The sequence below is a fragment of the Paenarthrobacter sp. MSM-2-10-13 genome (genome assembly GCF_011605365.1).
Lineage (GTDB): Bacteria > Actinomycetota > Actinomycetes > Actinomycetales > Micrococcaceae > Arthrobacter.
Map to the genome: position 1 here is coordinate 251,631 of NZ_JAAOXO010000001.1, position 17,591 is coordinate 269,221.

Here is a 17,591-nt window from a genome sequence, read left to right on the forward strand (position 1 = left end):
GGTGACTACTCCCACCGCACCCCAAACTTCCCAGAAGCCGGTGCTGGTTGTTGACTACGGTGCCCAGTACGCGCAGCTGATTGCCCGCCGCGTCCGCGAAGCGAATGTGTATTCGGAAATTGTTCCGCATACCTTCACCACCGAGCAGCTTCTGGCCAAGAACCCGGCAGCCATCATTCTCTCCGGAGGGCCCTCCAGTGTTTACGCGGAGGGCGCGCCCTTCGTGGGTGCCGACCTCTTCGAGGCCGGCGTTCCGGTATTCGGCATCTGCTACGGATTCCAGGCCATGGCAAATGCCTTGGGCGGCAAGGTGGCCCAGACTGGTTTGCGGGAATACGGAGCTACCGAAGCCCTTCTTGTGGGTGATGCACGCTCCATCCTCGACGGCGTCCCGTCCTCCCAGAACACATGGATGAGCCACGGAGACTCCGTTCATGAGGCTCCGGAGGGCTTCGAGGTGCTGGCAACTACGGCCGGAGCTCCGGTGGCTGCCTTCGCCAATGATGAGAAGCGCCTCTACGGTGTGCAGTGGCACCCGGAAGTGAAGCACTCCGTTCTTGGACAGCACGTCCTGGAAAACTTCCTGTTCAAGGGCGCGGGCTTGAGCCCCAACTGGACAACGGGCAACATCCTCGAAGAGCAGGTGGACCGGATCCGCCAGCAGATCGGGGACTCCAAGGTTATCTGTGGCCTTTCCGGCGGCGTCGATTCCGCCGTAGCCGCTGCTCTGGTCCAGCGCGCTGTTGGTGACCAGCTGACGTGTGTCTTCGTTGACCATGGCCTTCTGCGTGAAGGCGAAGCCGAGCAGGTTGAACGCGACTTCGTGGCCGCCACCGGCGTCAACCTTTACGTTGCCAACGAGCAGGAACGCTTCCAGTCGGCATTGGCAGGCGTCAGCGATCCTGAGACCAAGCGCAAGATCATTGGCCGCGAGTTCATTCGTGCCTTCGAAGAAGCGGAACGGGCCATCATTGCCCAGGCCGCTGCCGAGGGTGAAAAGATCAAGTTCCTCGTCCAAGGAACGCTTTACCCGGACGTCGTGGAATCAGGCGGAGGCGAAGGTGCTGCAAACATCAAGAGCCACCACAACGTGGGCGGACTCCCCGAAGATCTTCAGTTCGAACTCGTTGAGCCGCTGCGTGCCCTGTTCAAGGACGAAGTCCGCGCTGTGGGTGCACAGCTTGGCCTGCCGCAGGAGATCGTCGGCCGCCAGCCGTTCCCGGGCCCCGGCTTGGGAATCCGCATTGTGGGTGAAGTGACCAAGGAGCGCCTGGATCTGCTGCGGAAGGCTGATGCCATTGCACGTGCGGAACTCACGGCCGCAGGCTTGGATAACGACGTCTGGCAGATGCCGGTAGTTCTCCTGGCTGATGTTCGCAGCGTTGGTGTCCAAGGCGATGGCCGCACCTACGGTCACCCGATTGTGTTGCGTCCGGTATCTTCCGAGGACGCCATGACGGCAGACTGGTCACGGTTGCCGTATGACCTGCTTGCCCGGATCTCCAACAGAATTACCAACGAGGTGGATGGAGTCAACCGCGTGGTGCTGGACGTCACCAGCAAGCCACCGGGAACCATCGAGTGGGAATAGCACATTGAGTGGCCGGCTTCCTCTGGGAGGCCGGCCACTTTGCTTGAAGCCGGGATGCTTCTTTGCCCCACTCATTGCCCTCGGCTGTGAAATGACGGCGAATTTCGCAGTGGAACAGCGTTGCGGAGCGAGCTGTCCGCGGATTCCCGCTACCCTCGAAAGTATGCCGGTATGGTCCAAGGCGTCTAAAGCTAGTACAGAAAAGAAGGCAGAAGTCGTGTCAGTAGGTCAAGGCCAGGAAGAGGGCTCCGAAGAGCTCCGCAAATGGCTGTCTGGTCTCAAACCCGTCACCGGGGCCGACACCATGCTGCGCTTCGTCAAGACGCCTGAAGGCGCCATCGATCTCAGCAACGCCCACCCGTCCGGGCTGGCGCAGTTGCTTGCAGGCCGACGAACACGGCTTTCCACGCTCATCAGGGATCGTCAACAGTACCTGGTAGCAGCCAGGGCGGCCCGCAACATCCGGTCCAAGATCTTCGAGCTCAGCAACGACCGCGGCATCGAGGCCGGGTACTTGTCCGCCGGGACCGTCGTATGGACCTCTGCCGTCGGCGGCAAGCCCCAACGCGTTTCTGCCCCCGTGATGCTTACTTCCATCGTCCTCACGGTCAGGCCTGGCGAGGACGACTTTGAGCTTCAGCTCACCGAACAGGCGCGAATGAACCCTGCCCTGGTGCGCCATCTGAAGACAGTTCATGGCATCGTCTTTGACGTTAACGCTGTAGCGCGCATGGCCTACAACACTGCGCGGCTCGATCCCCAGCCTGTCCTGGATCGGTTAACCACGCTGATTCAGCCGATTCATGGCGCAGAGGTGGAGTTTAACCTGCTGGTCACTACGCTGGCTGATCTCTCCGGCAACCTGGATGATCCATGGATCAACATGAACAACCCCACGGTTGCAGCACTCTCGACTGCCGCCAACGGCGGAGACATTGAACCAGAGCCGATCAAGGCAGGCCGGTTCCCAAGCCTGGACCTTCGGGATCCGGCCGATGAGCTTCTCCTGCTCGATGCTGATACGGATCAGCAGTATGTAGTTGATGCCGTTCGTGCCGGGGACTCACTTGTTGTCAGCACCCCGCCAGGAAGCGGCCAAACGCAAACAGCAATCAACGCAATAGGTGCGTTGGTCAGCGAAGGCAAGTCCGTTCTGGTGGTGGGGGACAGGCAGACCAGCCTTGCAGGACTTTCCGGCCACCTTGAATCCCTGGGCCTGGAGTCGATGCTCTTTCGGCCCGGTAATGGAACCACTCCTCAGCAACTCAAAGGCCAGTTGGTCAGAGCCATCATGCGCAATGAGAAAGCGCTTGAACCACAGCTGGGCAACCTTCACCAGACACTTACCAGCCACCGTCATGCACTGATGGACCATGTAGCCTCCCTGCATAACGTCCGTGAGCGGTGGGGTTGCTCGCCGTACCAGGCAATGCAGTCACTTGCCGAATTGACCTCAATTCACCCTGCACCCTCCACTACGGTGCGCTTGAAGCGAAGCGTCCTGGACAATATCAAGGACCGTGAAGAGCTCGCTGGCCGATTGCATCGGGCTGCCGAGCTTGGCAGCTTCAGCCGGTCCTCCACTTCGAGCCCCTGGTATGGCGCCCGTTTGGTGACCCGCAAGGAGACCGAGGAAGCACAGCAGCTTGCCCGCTCGGCCGAGGAGAAACTTCCGGTCCTGCGGGATCGCATGAAGCAGCTTTCCGATCACGCCGAGATTCGCCTAGGTGAAACTTTCACCGAATGGGGCGCTCAGCTGGAACTGCTCATTGCCGTACGCGAGAGCCTGGATAAGTTCACCCCGGATATCTTTGACCGGCCGGTGCACGATCTCATCTCCGCCACTGCCACCTCTGCCTGGCGCCGTGAGCGCAACCTTGAGATGCCCTCAATGCAGCGCTCCCGCCTGCGTCGGGTAGCTAAGGAATACGTGCGGCCCGGTGTTCACATTGCGGACCTTCACAGCTCCTTGGTGCTGGTCCAGGAGCAGCGTGCTCTGTGGGCAGGGTATGCAACAACCCAGCGGCACCCGGCTGTTCCTTCCGGCCTTGCCGATCTCGGTGCACTCTACCGGGAACTCGATGGCGAGCTGCGCCGCCTGGGTGATGCGCTCAAGTACACCTCCGATGGTGGAGCCCTGCACGGGACGCGGTATGCCCAACTCATGGAACGGTTGGAGCGGCTCGTTGCAGACACAGCCACGTTGGAGACGCTTCCTGAGCGGACGCTCCTTATCGAGGAAATGCGCGAGCACGGGCTCGGTGAACTGCTGGCGGATCTTGCTGCCCGGGAAGTCCCGGCGTCTTCTGTAGCCGCCGAACTGGATCTGGCTTGGTGGCAGTCCGCGCTGGAGGCGATGATCAGCGGTGATGATTACCTCGCCATGTCCGACGGCGATTCACTGCGCCGCCTCGAAGCTGAATACCGCCTTGCGGACCAAGCCCACATTGCCAGTGGCGCCGCTCGCCTCCGTTGGCAGCTGGCCCAGAAATGGCGTCAGGGTCTCCTTGAACATCCCAGGCAGGCGGAGCTACTCCGCGCCCTGTTGAAGGATGGCCGGGTGACGCTGCCCGCCCTGAGCGCCCAGGCCCCTGACCTGGTACCCCTGCTGGTGCCGGTATGGTCCGTCAGTCCTTACTTGCTCACCGGGGTGCTCCCGGCCGAGCAAAAATTCGATGCCGTGGTGATCATCGACGCCGAATCCACTTCATTGCAGGCTGTTCTCCCGGCCATCGCCCGGGCACGCCAGGTAGTTGCCTTCGGCGACGCGAAAATTGCCCATGCGCGCACGTTCAGCGTCGCCGTGGAGCCGCCTGTGGCCGGGGTAGCCAGCCACGAGAATGTGGACAGTGCCTTCAAGGCATTGGCCAGGGTCCTTCCCACCTGGCAGCTGAACTGGGTCTACCGTGCGGTGGACGAGGACCTGATCCTCCAGTTGAGCAAAAACTATTACGACGGTGGCCTGCGTCGTTTGCCCGACGGCAACTCGGTCACCGGCTTGGACCGTTCGATCCACGTAGAGTACATACCGGACGGCACCGGGCTGCCCGGGGCGGACCATGAGGGCGTTGAGTCCGTCACCGCGGAGGTCAACCGCGTTGTGGATCTTGTGTTCGAACACGCAAGGCTCCGGCCCCGTACATCACTCGCCGTGGTGACGGCGAGCCTGCGCCATGCTGCCAGGATTGGCGAAGCCATCAGGCTGCAATTGCCCAACCACCCCCTGCTGTCCAGCTTCTTCGGAGCCGGCCCCGAGTCTTTCCGTGTGGTGGACCTTGAGCGCGCACAGGGCCTTGTACGCGACCATGTGATCTTCTCACTGGGCTATGGCCGCACACCGCATGGCCGTGCGCTCCATTCCTTCGGTCCGTTGTCCGCCGAGGGCGGGCGTAACCGTTTCGCCCTGGCAATGACACGTGCCCGGCGCTCCATGCACGTCCTGACGTGCTTCCGGCCCGAGGATCTCGACCTTGATCGCCTGGCCCATGGTGCTGTGGACTTCTATGAACTCCTGGACCGGGAGCTCTCCGGCAACAGCAACCTCGGAACGCCCGCCTCCCGCGCTGTCGCCAGTGAGCAGGCTTTAGGTGAAGATCCGTTGGTGGCCGATCTGGGCGACCGTTTGCGCGCCCGCGGAGCCAGGGTATGGCATCTCTACGACGGCGTGCTGGATATAGCGGCGGCTGCGGACCCCGTCCACACCATTGGCCGGGATGGTGCTGAAATCCCCACCCCCGTTGCCATCGAATCCGATGGTACTGAACGCTACCGGCGGATGAGCGTCCGTGAACGGAGCCGCCTGCGGCCGCAACTGTTGGAGCGCATGGGATGGCGCTATATGTCGCTCTGGACGATCGAGGTCTTCACCGATCCTTCGTCCTGCGCGGACCGGATAGGCTCCTACTTGGGCCTCGAGAATCACCTTGCACAGTCTGCCTCCACCCACAGTGGTTTCCTTCACGCCCCTGGGGAAGAATTGACCTCGGTAACTGACCAGCCTCTGTTGGCCGGAGATTCCGTTGAGCATGCTGAGGGTGAAGAACCTCAACACGACGTTCAAGAAGCTGAGAATTCGAAAGAAGCACCACTGATGGATCAGGAAACAGGCGGCGAGGACCGCGCTACTGAGGAAACCGGCGAGAACACCGCTGGTCCTACGGAGGCGGCCGGGGAACCGAAGTCCCCGGCAGCCAAGACCGGCCCGAGCGGGATTCTGCCCACCAAGGCCGCTGAGGATGATCCCCGGCGGTGGGGCGACGACTCCAACTACGACCATGAGCAGTGGCTCAAGGAACAGAAACCCCCGCACTGGGGCTGAGCGGACAATGATCATTGATTAGCCCGCTAGGGGCTAACCAAAACAAAGAAAAGCTTGCCTTGCGTTGATGCGCCGGCAAGCTTTTCTGCTTGTTGAGGATCAGCCGCCACCACCACCAGACCGTCCGTGTCACCTGTACCCAGCCATTCACCGGGCTTGCCGCCCTGGGCTGACGTCCAGAGTACGGGTACAGGTCCTGCGAGGACTTGACTTTGCTGTGATTCGTCATAGGACCCCGCTGCCGTGAGGACCACTGATACCAGCTGACCGGGGGAGAGTAGCTGGATGGACGAAGGATCGGCCATCCGGAGGGGGACAGCTGCCGATCCCACGGGTGCGCCTGTCAGAAGGCCGGGTCCCAGCAGACTCGTCTCCGAAGGGATCTGTCCCTTACCCAGAGGGGACGCGAGTTGGCGGCCAACAAGGGCGCCGACGCTGTCCAAAGCTCCGCTGATCGCGAGATTGGGTGGTACCTCAACAGTGGTGAAGTCCGCTGCGGTGAGGTGGGTCCCCGTTGGAAGGTCCCGGGCTGCCACGAGGACGCTCACCTGTTGCTCAGACGCAGGGGTGAGTTCCTGGACTGCGATGCCGGCAGCCACGCATAACAGCAGCGCTACTGCCAAGCGGCGGTTACGTGCAATCCAGGAACCAAATCCCGTCCGGCGCCCGCGCTGACCTGAGCGCCCTCGTGGACGACCGCGGTTGAACCGTGAACTGGTCCGGGAGCGGGAATGCGGTTGCAGGGAGCGCGAAGGGCTGATGGGCGGCCAAGTACCGGCGGCTCGCGATGAGCGTTCAGCACGGGCGAGGAGGGCGCTGCGTGACATATGTGGCATGCCGCCACGCTAGCCAGCTTCCCGGGCCGCAAACAGCGCCCGGTTGCCCTATGTGGAAAACCAGTTAGCTGCTTGCCGCTGCAGTTGCCGGTGCTGCTGAAGGCGCGGGTGTAGAGGCAGCAGGCGCCGCTGAAACAGTGCTGCCCTTGGCATCCCGGGAATCAGTCCGGTAAAATCCGGAGCCCTTGAAAACGACGCCTACGCTGTTGAACTTCTTCCGCAGGGCGCCTTTGCATTCGGGGCACTCCGTCAAGGAGCTGTCAGAGAAGGACTGGACGATGTCGAAGGCATGGTCACAGTCTTTGCAAGCGTATGCGTATGTGGGCACTGAGTTCCTCCTTTAGGACAAAGTTCAGGTCCTGGGCAGCGTCGGTGGAGATAGTCCGCCTTAGCAGTCACAGGGCCTGAGTGCTAATTCTATCATCGGTCGCCGCAGGGCGTACCCGCGGTAGTTCCGGCCTCACTTGATAAGCCGGCCACCATCAGCGCTGCTCGGCGTCGTCGCCGAGTTCAACCACTCCGGACGGTGTCAGCACTTGACGCACGGGGCGATCAAAGGCCTCGGCGGGAATGGACCCCGAAGGTAACAAATCGTCGTCGAACACTACGGCGATGGTGGGCGGCCTGCCGCCGGAAGCATCCAGGCCCTGGAGGAGCCTGTCGTAATAGCCGCCTCCCTGGCCGATCCGGTTGCCGTCCCGGTCCACCGCCGTCGCGGGCATGAAGATCCCCGCGGTACCGGCAACTACCGAGCTCTCCAGCCGCTCACCCTCCGGCTCGTCTATCGGCGCAAAGGTGGACCGGACAAATGCAGTGTCAGGTGTCCAATACACCCAGCTCAAAAGCCGCCCCGGCTCGCAGACGGGCAGTAGCACCCGGTGCCCGGCCTTGTGCAGGGCTGTGATCAAAGGGATGGTGGGCGGCTCGAAAGCGACGCCCAGGTACACGGCAAAGGTCGAGGAAGCGCCGGGGGAGACCTTGGCCGCCCAGGCCGTGCCATGCTGTGCAAGGGACTCTCCAGCGCGAGCCAGGTGTTCAGGACTGAGGGCCCGCCTGTGCAGCCGCCGACTGCTGCGAATGTCTTCCTTCGATGCCATCTCTGTCCGTTCGGGTGGTTGTCGCGCGCCGGTTGAGCTGCAGAGGTTATCCACTGCGGAAAACCAAATGTGCTAACGACGCGGCGAGGGGTTTAGCCGTTGGTGTGTTCCGTCCGTTACATTAGTCCGGTGACTCTAGAAAACAACGCTGTCCGCAAGGCCGTCATTCCCGCAGCAGGCCTTGGCACCCGCTTCCTGCCCGCCACCAAGGCGATGCCAAAGGAAATGCTGCCCGTGGTGGACAAGCCTGCCATCCAGTATGTCGTCGAAGAAGCGGTCAAGGTGGGCCTGCATGACGTCCTGATGATTACAGGGCGCAGCAAGCGGGCACTCGAAGACCACTTTGACCGTGTGCCGGCTCTTGAGGCCACGCTTGCTGAAAAGGGCGACACCGCCAAGCTTGAAGCCATTCAGTCCGCCACCAACCTCGGTGATATCCACTACGTCCGCCAGGGCGACCCTAACGGCCTCGGTCATGCTGTCCTTCGTGCAAAGCAGCACGTTGGCTACGAGCCCTTCGCCGTTCTGCTCGGCGATGACCTGATCGATGCCCGTGAAGACCTGCTGAGCGAAATGATTGCTGTTCAGCAGAAGACCGGTGGTTCCGTTGTTGCACTCATCGAGGTAGAGCCTTCCAAGATCAGCGCCTATGGTTGCGCCGATGTTGAGGACAACGGTGAAGATGGCTACGTGCGCATCAAGCAACTCGTCGAAAAGCCTTCTCCGGAAGAGGCGCCCTCCAACCTTGCCGTGATTGGACGTTACGTGCTGCACCCGGCCGTGTTCGACGTCTTGGAGAAGACGGCTCCCGGTCGCGGCGGAGAAATCCAGTTGACCGATGCCCTTGAGGTGCTTGCTGCCGGCGAAGGTGAAGGTTACGGCGTCTACGGCGTTGTGTTCCGTGGCCGTCGTTACGACACCGGCGACAAGCTCAGCTACCTCAAGGCCTGCATCGAGCTTGCCTGCGAACGCGAAGACCTCGGTCCTGAGCTTCGCGAGTGGCTGCCCAACTTCACCGCCACACTTCCCAAATAGACAAATGATGTATGGCTCTGCGATCTGGCCGGTAACGCTGGAAAGCGGAGACCTGCTGCTCCGGCCCATCCGATACCGCGACAAGCGGGAATGGTCCGAAGTCCGTTCGCGGAACAGCGAGTGGCTGGCGCCGTGGGAGGCGTCCAACCCGGCTCCGGGTGGGCGCCTGCCCAGCTACCGTCAAATGGTGGGGTCCTTGAATGAGCAGGCCCGTCAGTCAACCGCTTTGCCGTTTCTCATAGTTGAGAGAACGGCCGGTTTTCGCGAGCCGCAAATCGTCGGCCAGTTGACGGTCTCATCCATCGTGTGGGGATCGGCCATGATGGCCACCCTTGGATACTGGGTTGATAAAGACCGGGCCGGGCGCGGCATCGCTCCAACGGCGGTTGCCATGGCAACCGACCACTGCTTCCGGGTGCTGGGCTTGCACCGCATGGAAATCAACATCCGTCCAGGGAACTCTCCGAGTTTGAGGGTTGTGGAGAAGCTCGGATTCCGCGATGAAGGTTACCGGGAACGCTACCTGCACATCAACGGCGAATGGGCTGATCACCGCTCTTTTGCGTTGACGGCCGAGGAGGTGCCGGAAGGACTCCTGCGCAGGTGGCTGAGAGGATAAACGGGCAGGTCATCGGCCTTTTCGCTCATATCTCCAGTCATTTGCGGACTCGCCCACGACACACCGGCCGCAATGCCGCCGCACCCGGCGATTTGCTTCTACGGTTTTGAATGTGGACTTCCCTCTCAGCAGCTCAGTGATACTCGTGGTCACTGTCGCGCTGTGGATGGTCTGGGTGGCGCCCTATGTTTTGCGGAACAGGCGCCAACAAGTCCAAACGTCCACTGTTCCAGCAGAGGCTCTTGATGACGAACCAGACGAAACGCAGGCAGGGGTGGTACTGACTTTGGCACCTCAGCAGGAGAAACCGATGGAGACCATGCACAGCAAAGCACCGGCGTCGCCCCAGGACTCCCCAGCGGCGGAGTCCTCGCTCCGGAAGGCGCCCCCTACGCCGTTCACTATCCGTTACGCCCGGCTCACGCTCGCCTTGGCAGGCCTGGCCCTGTTAGTTACGGCCGCGGTGTCAGGAGTTCTCAGAATTCTCGGCATCGGTTCTGTGTGGTTGCCGCTGGTTTCCCTCATTGGAGCTGTGCTGGCTGTCGTGACCTTGCGTAAGCTCGCCTTGCGGGACCTTCGTGAACGGCGGGCTCGCCGTGCGGCTCAGGCCTCACCCATCCCCACGCCTGCGCGGTACTTGCCCAAAGAGCCGCTTGTCGCAGCTAAGGAAACCACAGTTTTCGACGCCGAAGCCTCTAGCCGTGAAGCTGCACGATTGTCAGCCAAGGAATTGCGCGAGGCAGCGCTTGCTGTGGCAGTTGCCGCAGGCGATAAATCCGCTCAAGTTGCCAACGACTCCAAAGGGGCCAGCTGGCAGCCGGTTGAGGTCCCCAAGCCAACGTACGTGGCCGCTGCTAAAGCACAGCGACCAGCTCCAGAGCCCTTGGACCTGCCCGAGGCACCGAAGCCCGTTGGCAAGCCCGTGCTGAAGCAGAACGTTGAGCAGGCCGAGGCAGCAGTTGCTGTAGTGGCCACTGCTAAGAACCACAGCGCCCTGAGCAACTTGGACGATGTCCTGCAGCGTCGCCGCGCCTAAGTCCTGGAATCGACCACAGGTGCAAGGCCAGGAGACGTTCGTGTGGTGGTTGGAAAAGCGCAGGGAAAGTTTGTAGCCTAGGGACACTGGCCGGGCAGTTGAGGCTCTCGGTCCAGGGGCTATAGCTCAGTTGGTAGAGCGCTTCGTTCGCATCGAAGAGGTCAGGAGTTCGAATCTCCTTAGCTCCACAGATCTTATTGCACTCAATTGTTCAAGTGCGGAAGTATCCACCATGCCGGCTGAGCGAAACATGCGCTGCGCGAATGAGGTTGGACCGTGATGCAAGGCAGCGGTCCGTTGTTTGCCTCAGCGCCGGAAGTGCTTGGGCGGCGTCGTCGAAATGATTTTCACGGATCATTGATTCCATCGCCCGGCACTGGTGCTCTGTTTCCAAGGCGCCCACCATGGCTGAACTGATCTTCAGGCTGAGGAGTGCCGTTGTGGTCTCTGATGCGTCGCCCTCATCCACAGCATGAACGATCCTTTCCACCCGTTGGGGGAGCATTGAAAGGTACTTTGCCAAGAACCGCAATGCCGGCCTCGGGTTTCCAAGCTCGTCGGCGAGTGACTGGATTCGGCTCAAGTCCCAGTCGCCGGCGGCAGCGCTACGCGGCGCTTTCATCCCCGGCTCCTACTGTGGCTTGCGGGGCTGTGTTGTCCGGGTTTTTGGTCCAGATGGAGGCCAGCATTCCGATGACGAGGATGGCGGGTGCGCCGTACATGAGGGTGTTCATGACGATGGGTTCACGTAGGGCCCGGATGGCGTTGCCAACGTAGGGGATGGTGGCTACGTGCTTGTCCACGGTTTTGCCTTGGAGGGTGGCGATCCAGGGGTCGATGCCGTTGTTGGCGTCGCCTTTGGTCTGGACTGCGATGCCGCCGTCGGCGGTGGTGGTGATCTCGGTGATGCGGTGGGTTTCCACGCGCTGGTCTTCGACGGGGATGTGGTAGGTGATGATGTCGCCTACTTTGACGTCGGTGGTGGGGGTGGGGACGGTGACCACGACGTCGCCCGGGTTGATCAGCGGGGCCATGGAACCGGTGAGCATGGTGGAGGTTTGGTAGCCCAGGATCCGTGGCCCGATCGCCAGGAACAGGAACACCAACGCGCCTAGGATCAGCATGCCCACGCCGATGCCCTTGACCACATTGCCGGCAATCCGACGGAACCGGCCCGAAGTGCCAGCGGCGCTGGCAGCAGTTGTAGGGGCCGCTGCGGGCTGCTTCACAGCGGCGGTCTCGGCGGCGGTTACGGACTTTGCGGCTGAACGCCGGCCGTGGACGGCGGGGGTGGAGATGGTGCTCAGTGCGCTCATGCCTGGCGTTCCCTTCAGGTGTTCGTTGTGCTTTTAGTGTCTCTGGACAGGCTCAAGGGTTGGTGTGCAATGCCCTCAAGACTTGCTCAGGATATGGACCGGGGACCGGCCTGAAGGGCAAACGGGCCGGCCCCCGGGGCCTTGGGTGGGAGCCTTTGGCTCCCTCTGGCTCTACTTGGTGGTTTCGGTGCGTTGGGTGCCGGTGAAGGCGAAGGCGATGGTGGAGGTGGCGCCTTGGAAGTCGTTGTTCGCGGTGGTGGGGAACGCGGTGGTGACTTTGAGGTTGTCGGTCTTGGCCGAGGTCAGCGAGGTGAGGTTGTTCAGGACCTTGTTCGCTGCGATGACCGGTCCGGAGGCCAGGACGGTGGTCTTGGTCCCGGTGCAGTTGTAGGGGGCTGCGGCGCCGGTCCAGGCCACGGAGCAGTTTTCGATGGTCAGCTGCAGGCCGTTGGTCACGTCCGTGGTGAGCAGGGATGCGGTGGTGCCGGCGTTGGTGGTGAGGGTGACGTTGTTCAGGTCCGAGTTGCCGGTGTTGGCCAGGGTGACGAGTTTTTCGACCTTGTCGCCGGGCAGCAGTCCAGCGACCGGGACGTTGAGGGTGTTCGCGGGGCCGGGTGCGCCCAGGGCGATGGTGACCGTTCCTGCGGTGACGGCTTGGGAGGCGGAGGTCGAAGAGGTGAACGCGCCGTAGGTGCCCATGCCGGCGACGGCGGCTGCGGTGCCGACCAGTGCGACGGAAGCGAGGATCTTGCCGGAGGTGGTCTTGAGGCTGATGGCCATGGGAATCAGTTTCCTTTCGGGAGGCCACCGTGAGACCGGCCGGCCGTTCGTTTCCAGCCTGTGTGGCTGACAAGAACTACTGTGCCGGGCCCGGATCAAGAACAAATCCTGCATACCCGCAACACTTCCTCAGGAAAACCTCAAGACTCCCGCACGGGTCCAGACTGGAACTCCGATCCTTTTGCCCCTGGAAGTAGGCTGTAGGTGTGAGTCAACCGCTGATGAATCAACCGCTTGACGAGGGTCCCTTTTATCACGGGACGAAGGCCGACCTCACGACGGGCGATCTCCTGAGTCCCGGCTTCAGATCCAACTATCGTCCTGAAGTCGTGATGAATCACATCTACTTCACAGCTCTTCGGGATGGCGCGGGGCTGGCTGCCGAGCTCGCTGCCGGCGATGGCGAACCGCGCGTCTATGCCGTTGAGCCAACCGGAGCTTTCGAGGACGACCCGAATGTGACGGACAAGAAATTTCCTGGCAACCCCACCCGGTCTTATCGCAGCAGCGCCCCCCTCAAAGTTATCGGTGAAGTTGACGGGTGGACTCGCCTAACTCCTGAGGCGCTGCAGGAGTGGCGGGTACGACTGGCGGCGATCGTTGCGGACGAACGCGGCGAAATCATCAACTAAGGATGACGAACACGAAGGGTGCGTTAGCCTGCCAGGCAGCCATTGTTTCGCGCATCCAGCATGTATATCGTTAAGTATCGTTCAGTATCGTTCACGACCAACCGAGGTGAGCTTGATGCACAATTCATTCCCTGCAAGCGGATTTATGGGTAACAACCTTGACGGCATGTGGCAGGCCGTGGAGGAGTTCAGGTCGCGGTTTGAAAAGCGCTCCGGAACCCGTGCTGGACGGGGTGAGTTGAGGACAGCCATTCTGGCCCTCCTCGCTGAACGACCCATGCACGGTTATCAGATCATCCGTGAAATCGAAGAGCGCAGTGGCGGAAGCTGGAAGCCAAGCGCCGGCTCGGTGTACCCCACCTTGCAACTGCTGGCAGATGAGGGTTTCGTCAGCACTGAGGAATCCAATGGCCGCAAAATATACTCCCTCACTGAGGCGGGCCGCGAAGATGTCGCAAGCGCCGAAACGGCAGCGCCTTGGGAATCCACAGGCAGCACCTCAGGTTTCGCGGCATTGCCCAAAGCGGGGGTAGAGCTTGCCCAGGCTGCTGCGCAAGTAGGGCGGACAGGAACCCCCAAACAGGTGCAAGAGGCCGTGACGGTGCTGGAAGAGGCTCGTCGTCGGCTGTATTCGATCCTCGCCCGGGACTGAAGGGAGTGACGTCGCTTCGACGCGACCGGACAGATCCCATGGCCGGGGAAGCCCGTGCCCGCTATCGTCGAATCCTCAGGTTTGCTGCATGGCATTTGCTGGTGACCTGGTGGTTTGAGCTGTTCCTTCCTCGTGTGGGCCTGCGAAAACTGACTGAACGCAGCCGTTCGCGGAGGATGCAACGCTTTGCCCGGCGATTCCATGGCCTCGCCGTGGAGCTTGGTGGGCTAATGATCAAGGTAGGCCAGTTCATGTCCTCCCGGCTGGATGTTCTACCGCCTGAGATTACGGCTGAACTGGAGGGCCTTCAGGACGAAGTGCCGCCGGTTCCCTTCCCCGCCATCAGGGCCCTTGCCGAGGCGGAGCTGGGGGCGCCCTTGGAATCAGTGTTCGCTTCGATAGAGGAGTCGCCCATAGCCGCGGCATCCTTGGGGCAGGCGCACCGGGCGAAGCTGCTCGCGGGCAATGCCGAGGATACTGGCCTAAGCAGCGTGGTTTTCAAGGTACAAAGGCCGGGCATCGACAAGATCGTGGACGTCGATCTTGCCGCTCTGCGACGGGTGGGAGGCTGGCTTAGCCGCATCCGCCTCGTCTCAAACCGCGCCGATGTTCCTGCTCTGATCAAGGAGTTTGCGCAGACCAGCCTTGAGGAGATCGATTACCTTAATGAGGCCGCAAATTCAGAGCGCTTTGCAGCTGATTTCGCCGCCGATGGCAGGGTGACCGTGCCGGGGGTGGTTTGGGAACGGACTACACGCCGGGTGCTCACCCTGGAAGACGTCACAGCCATCAAGATCACGGACGCAGAGTCGCTTCGTATGGCGGGGATTGACCCGGCGGAGGTTGCCCCCGTTTTCGCGTCAGTGATGTTTGACCAATTGTTCACCAAGGGCTTCTTTCACGCCGATCCACACCCCGGCAACATCTTTGTCACACCCGATTCCGGGTCAGTGGAACATCCATGGAAGCTGACGTTCATCGACTTCGGCATGATGGGGGAGGTTCCTGCGAAGACCAGAAGCGGATTGCGCAAGCTCCTGATTGCGGCTGCTTCGCGGGATGGAAGGGGGCTCGTGGCTGCCATCAGCGATGTTGGCGTTCTCATGCCTTCGGCTGACACGGCCGAGCTGGAGCGGGCCATGACGCAGCTCTTCGCACGCTTTGGCGGCATGGGCTTTGCCGAACTTCGAGAAGTGGACCCACGGGAATTTCGAGATTTTGGGACGGAGTTCGGCAGCGTCATCAGGTCGCTTCCGTTTCAGCTGCCGGAGAATTTCCTGCTCATCATCCGCGCCATGTCACTGACGTCGGGTGTATGTAGTTCGCTGGATGCCCGGTTCAACTTGTGGGACTCGGTGGAACCATACGCTGCGCAACTGCTGCGGGATGAGCGCGGCAATCTGGTAACTGACGTCGCAGGGCAGGCATTCGAGGCCGCGGCGGTCGCCTTGCGATTGCCGAAACGGCTGGATGGGCTGGTTACCCGGTTCGAAGACGGAACACTCCAAGTATCCAACCGCCGTCTGGAACGACAAATGTCCCGGCTTATTATCCTGGCGCGGCGAGCAGTAGCTGCCGTGATCTTTGCAGCCCTCCTGGTGGCTGGATCGGTGATGAGAGCTGACGACCTCGTACTTGGCAACGTGGTGATGATCGCGTCGGCGGTTCCGCTGCTCTATGGTCTGTGGCCCGGCCGCGGCAATCTGTGAGCAATCTCCGTCGTCGTAGAATTGCGCTGTGACTGAGACCCCTACACCCCATCCCGAGGCCTCCGGCAAGATGTCCGGACCCATCCTGGTAGGCGTGATGCCCGGGCAGCAGCCCGCAGTCCTGGAGCAGGCAGCACGGTTTGCCGCCCGTGCGGGCCTGCCACTTGTTTGCGCGTATGCCGACGTCACGGTGTATCCAGTCGATGGGACCACCGGAGGGCCGGCAGCGCCCATCGACCCCGATACCGTTGATGGAGCCCAAGGGATCCCGGAATCACTAGCGACCACCATTGCCCAACTCTTGGCTGATCAAGACGTTGAGTGGTCCATTGTCCCGCTTGCAGGGGAACCAGCGCACGCCTTGGCCCGCGAGGCCAGGAGCATCGGCGCCTCCATGATTGTGGTGGGCACCCGTGAGCATAAGCTGACGGCCGCGATCAAGGAACTGACGGCTGGTTCCGTGGCCCGGCATCTGTTTCATCGGCAGGACGTGCCGGTCCTTGTGGTGCCCGTGAACCCCCGGGTCCCGGACGACGATGACGAGGACTGAGGCAAGCAAGCCAGTTCACCTTCACTGGGGTTTCATCGGCATCGTGGCGGCAGGCGGCGTGTTCGGAACGCTCGCCCGGTACAGCCTTGGACTGGTGATCCCAGCGCCGGATGCCTGGCCGCTGCCTACCTTGGTCATCAACCTCTCAGGTGCCTTGGCCCTGGGGGCCCTGCTGGAAGGACTCTCGCGCAGGGGGCCCGACGTCGGCAGCCGCCGGGTTCTGCGCCTCGCCTTGGGTACGGGGTTCCTGGGCGCGTTTACGACGTACAGCACACTGGCTTTGGATGCCATCCACTTATTCAGAGCGGATGCGGCCCCGGAGGCTGCCGGGTACCTCGCAGCGAGCTTGTTCGGCGGGGCCGCTGCCACTACTGCCGGCATCTGGTTGGGTGCCTGGCATCACCGTCGCGTTACCGGGCGTGTGCCGTGACGGTGATACTTCTCGCCCTTGCTGGCGGAGTCGGTGCAGCGGTCAGGTTTATGGTGGACGGATTGATCCGCCAGCGCCTCAGGACTGCACTTCCCTGGGGAACCATCCTGATAAATGTCACGGGCTCGTTTGCTCTCGGGTTCCTTGCCGGACTGGTAATGCGGGGCCAGGCGCCGGAGTCCCTGTTGCTAATACTGGGGACGGGCTTCCTGGGCGGGTACACGACCTTCAGCACGGCGAGTCTGGAGACCATCAGACTGGTACAGAGTGGAAGGGTGGGTTTGGCGCTCATCAATGGATTGGGATCCATGGTGGCGAGCGTTATCTCTGCTGCGGCCGGTGTTGGGATCAGCCTTCTGCTGCCTTGAGTAGTGGCCAACCTCACCAATAAAAGTGTCATGCCCCGGCTGTAGGATCGAGCCATGGCTAAGAAGACTTTCAATGAGCTGTTGTCCGCCCAGGTTGCCAATGAGTTTGCGGCCTCCCAGCAATACATCGCCGTGGCTGTGTATTTTGATGGCGAAGACTTGCCACAGTTGGCCCGCCACTTTTATCGCCAGTCCTTGGAAGAGCGCAACCACGCCATGATGATGGTCCAGTACATGCTGGACCGCAACGTCCACGTGGAGATTCCGGGCATCGCCCCGGTTCGCAATAACTTCGCCAACGCCAAGGAGCCCATTGCGCTCGCCTTGGAGCAGGAAAAGGAAGTCACCCGCAACATCGAGGAGATGTTCCGTGTTGCCCGTTCAGAGGGCGATGCCTTGGGTGAGCAGTTCATGCTGTGGTTCCTGAAGGAGCAGGTTGAGGAAGTTGCCTCGATGACCACGCTGCTGAACATCACCGAGCGCGCCGAGAACCTCTTCGACATCGAGAATTATGTAGCCCGCGAAACCGTTGGCGACGGCGGTCACGACGCCAGCGCTCCATCCGCGGCCGGCGGCGTCATTTAGCTGCCAGCCTCGGGGTATTAACTTCAGGAGGCCGTTG

The 17,591-nt window shown here is 61.6% G+C and carries 18 protein-coding genes and 1 tRNA gene; 13 read left to right on the forward strand and 6 right to left on the reverse strand.

Features of this window, described 5'->3' with window-relative positions; genetic code table 11:
* The first annotated feature begins 1 nt into the window (after position 1).
* Together guaA and HAV21_RS01230 are read left to right on the forward strand one after the other, a co-directional pair.
* Complete coding sequence (gene guaA, locus HAV21_RS01225; protein ID WP_017200327.1) at positions 2–1,591, forward strand: glutamine-hydrolyzing GMP synthase; 1,590 nt, start codon at positions 2–4, stop codon at positions 1,589–1,591.
* Between the two features lie 163 nt (positions 1,592–1,754).
* Positions 1,755–5,909, forward strand: coding sequence for a DUF4011 domain-containing protein (locus HAV21_RS01230; RefSeq protein WP_166839995.1), 4,155 nt, complete (start codon positions 1,755–1,757; stop codon positions 5,907–5,909).
* A 26-nt stretch (positions 5,910–5,935) separates the two neighbouring features.
* Here the strand turns inward: HAV21_RS01230 and cpaB are convergent, their stop codons facing one another.
* The 3 genes from cpaB to HAV21_RS01245 all read right to left on the reverse strand — a co-directional run bounded on the left by cpaB (position 5,936) and on the right by HAV21_RS01245 (position 7,842).
* Positions 5,936–6,745 (reverse strand): Flp pilus assembly protein CpaB, encoded by an 810-nt coding sequence (cpaB, locus tag HAV21_RS01235; protein ID WP_166839997.1) that lies wholly within the window; start codon positions 6,743–6,745, stop codon positions 5,936–5,938.
* 64 nt (positions 6,746–6,809) lie between these two features.
* On the reverse strand, positions 6,810–7,073 hold the full coding sequence (locus tag HAV21_RS01240) for an FmdB family zinc ribbon protein (RefSeq protein ID WP_166839999.1): 264 nt from the start codon (positions 7,071–7,073) through the stop codon (positions 6,810–6,812).
* A gap of 154 nt (positions 7,074–7,227) precedes the next feature.
* Positions 7,228–7,842 (reverse strand): 5-formyltetrahydrofolate cyclo-ligase, encoded by a 615-nt coding sequence (locus HAV21_RS01245; RefSeq protein WP_142938431.1) that lies wholly within the window; start codon positions 7,840–7,842, stop codon positions 7,228–7,230.
* A 129-nt stretch (positions 7,843–7,971) separates the two neighbouring features.
* Here HAV21_RS01245 and galU point away from each other — a divergent pair, with 129 nt between their 5' ends.
* The 4 genes from galU to HAV21_RS01265 all read left to right on the forward strand — a co-directional run bounded on the left by galU (position 7,972) and on the right by HAV21_RS01265 (position 10,720).
* Positions 7,972–8,877 (forward strand): UTP--glucose-1-phosphate uridylyltransferase GalU, encoded by a 906-nt coding sequence (galU, locus tag HAV21_RS01250; RefSeq protein WP_142938432.1) that lies wholly within the window; start codon positions 7,972–7,974, stop codon positions 8,875–8,877.
* Between the two features lie 7 nt (positions 8,878–8,884).
* Positions 8,885–9,496 (forward strand): GNAT family protein, encoded by a 612-nt coding sequence (locus HAV21_RS01255; RefSeq protein ID WP_166840871.1) that lies wholly within the window; start codon positions 8,885–8,887, stop codon positions 9,494–9,496.
* 145 nt (positions 9,497–9,641) lie between these two features.
* Complete coding sequence (locus HAV21_RS01260) at positions 9,642–10,532, forward strand: hypothetical protein (RefSeq protein WP_166840873.1); 891 nt, start codon at positions 9,642–9,644, stop codon at positions 10,530–10,532.
* Between the two features lie 115 nt (positions 10,533–10,647).
* Positions 10,648–10,720 (forward strand) — tRNA-Ala (locus tag HAV21_RS01265).
* A 23-nt stretch (positions 10,721–10,743) separates the two neighbouring features.
* Here HAV21_RS01265 and HAV21_RS01270 read toward each other — a convergent pair.
* The 3 genes from HAV21_RS01270 to HAV21_RS01280 all read right to left on the reverse strand — a co-directional run bounded on the left by HAV21_RS01270 (position 10,744) and on the right by HAV21_RS01280 (position 12,628).
* Complete coding sequence (locus HAV21_RS01270) at positions 10,744–11,154, reverse strand: Hpt domain-containing protein (RefSeq protein ID WP_165450178.1); 411 nt, start codon at positions 11,152–11,154, stop codon at positions 10,744–10,746.
* On the reverse strand, positions 11,138–11,848 hold the full coding sequence (locus HAV21_RS01275) for a signal peptidase I (protein WP_166840001.1): 711 nt from the start codon (positions 11,846–11,848) through the stop codon (positions 11,138–11,140). Before HAV21_RS01275 ends, HAV21_RS01270 begins: the two co-directional genes overlap by 17 nt.
* Before the next feature lie 171 nt (positions 11,849–12,019).
* Entirely contained in the window at positions 12,020–12,628 is a 609-nt protein-coding gene (locus HAV21_RS01280) for a TasA family protein (protein WP_142936802.1), read from the reverse strand.
* Positions 12,629–12,849: 221 nt separating this feature from the next.
* On the opposite strand from HAV21_RS01280, the gene arr reads away from it, so the two are divergent.
* The 7 genes from arr (at position 12,850) to HAV21_RS01315 (ending at position 17,554) form a co-directional block, all read left to right on the forward strand.
* The gene (gene arr, locus HAV21_RS01285; RefSeq protein WP_142938650.1) at positions 12,850–13,260 is read left to right on the forward strand and encodes an NAD(+)--rifampin ADP-ribosyltransferase; all 411 of its coding nucleotides are present in this window, start codon (positions 12,850–12,852) and stop codon (positions 13,258–13,260) included.
* 115 nt (positions 13,261–13,375) lie between these two features.
* Positions 13,376–13,912, forward strand: coding sequence for a PadR family transcriptional regulator (locus HAV21_RS01290; RefSeq protein WP_142938434.1), 537 nt, complete (start codon positions 13,376–13,378; stop codon positions 13,910–13,912).
* Between the two features lie 5 nt (positions 13,913–13,917).
* A complete protein-coding gene (locus tag HAV21_RS01295) occupies positions 13,918–15,621 on the forward strand; it encodes an AarF/UbiB family protein (protein ID WP_250821118.1) in 1,704 nt (567 codons plus the stop codon).
* A gap of 28 nt (positions 15,622–15,649) precedes the next feature.
* Entirely contained in the window at positions 15,650–16,171 is a 522-nt protein-coding gene (locus HAV21_RS01300; RefSeq protein WP_142938436.1) for a universal stress protein, read from the forward strand.
* Positions 16,158–16,601 carry a CrcB family protein gene (locus HAV21_RS01305; protein ID WP_166840002.1) on the forward strand — a complete coding sequence of 148 codons (444 nt, stop codon included), beginning with the start codon at positions 16,158–16,160 and terminating at the stop codon, positions 16,599–16,601. Before HAV21_RS01300 ends, HAV21_RS01305 begins: the two co-directional genes overlap by 14 nt.
* Positions 16,598–16,969, forward strand: coding sequence for a fluoride efflux transporter CrcB (crcB, locus tag HAV21_RS01310; RefSeq protein ID WP_166840004.1), 372 nt, complete (start codon positions 16,598–16,600; stop codon positions 16,967–16,969). The genes HAV21_RS01305 and crcB overlap by 4 nt, the downstream gene beginning before the upstream one ends.
* Before the next feature lie 54 nt (positions 16,970–17,023).
* A complete protein-coding gene (locus tag HAV21_RS01315; RefSeq protein WP_142938439.1) occupies positions 17,024–17,554 on the forward strand; it encodes a ferritin in 531 nt (176 codons plus the stop codon).
* Positions 17,555–17,591: the final 37 nt, after the last annotated feature.

Coding starts and splice junctions, on each gene's coding strand:
- HAV21_RS01290 (WP_142938434.1), top strand. CDS start 13,376: ATGCACAATTCATTCCCTGCAAGCGGATTTATGGGTAACAACCTTGAC.
- cpaB (WP_166839997.1), bottom strand. CDS start 6,745: ATGCCACATATGTCACGCAGCGCCCTCCTCGCCCGTGCTGAACGCTCA.
- HAV21_RS01270 (WP_165450178.1), bottom strand. CDS start 11,154: ATGAAAGCGCCGCGTAGCGCTGCCGCCGGCGACTGGGACTTGAGCCGA.
- HAV21_RS01275 (WP_166840001.1), bottom strand. CDS start 11,848: ATGAGCGCACTGAGCACCATCTCCACCCCCGCCGTCCACGGCCGGCGT.
- arr (WP_142938650.1), top strand. CDS start 12,850: ATGAATCAACCGCTTGACGAGGGTCCCTTTTATCACGGGACGAAGGCC.
- HAV21_RS01245 (WP_142938431.1), bottom strand. CDS start 7,842: ATGGCATCGAAGGAAGACATTCGCAGCAGTCGGCGGCTGCACAGGCGG.
- HAV21_RS01255 (WP_166840871.1), top strand. CDS start 8,885: ATGTATGGCTCTGCGATCTGGCCGGTAACGCTGGAAAGCGGAGACCTG.
- HAV21_RS01230 (WP_166839995.1), top strand. CDS start 1,755: ATGCCGGTATGGTCCAAGGCGTCTAAAGCTAGTACAGAAAAGAAGGCA.
- HAV21_RS01305 (WP_166840002.1), top strand. CDS start 16,158: ATGACGAGGACTGAGGCAAGCAAGCCAGTTCACCTTCACTGGGGTTTC.
- HAV21_RS01280 (WP_142936802.1), bottom strand. CDS start 12,628: ATGGCCATCAGCCTCAAGACCACCTCCGGCAAGATCCTCGCTTCCGTC.
- HAV21_RS01315 (WP_142938439.1), top strand. CDS start 17,024: ATGGCTAAGAAGACTTTCAATGAGCTGTTGTCCGCCCAGGTTGCCAAT.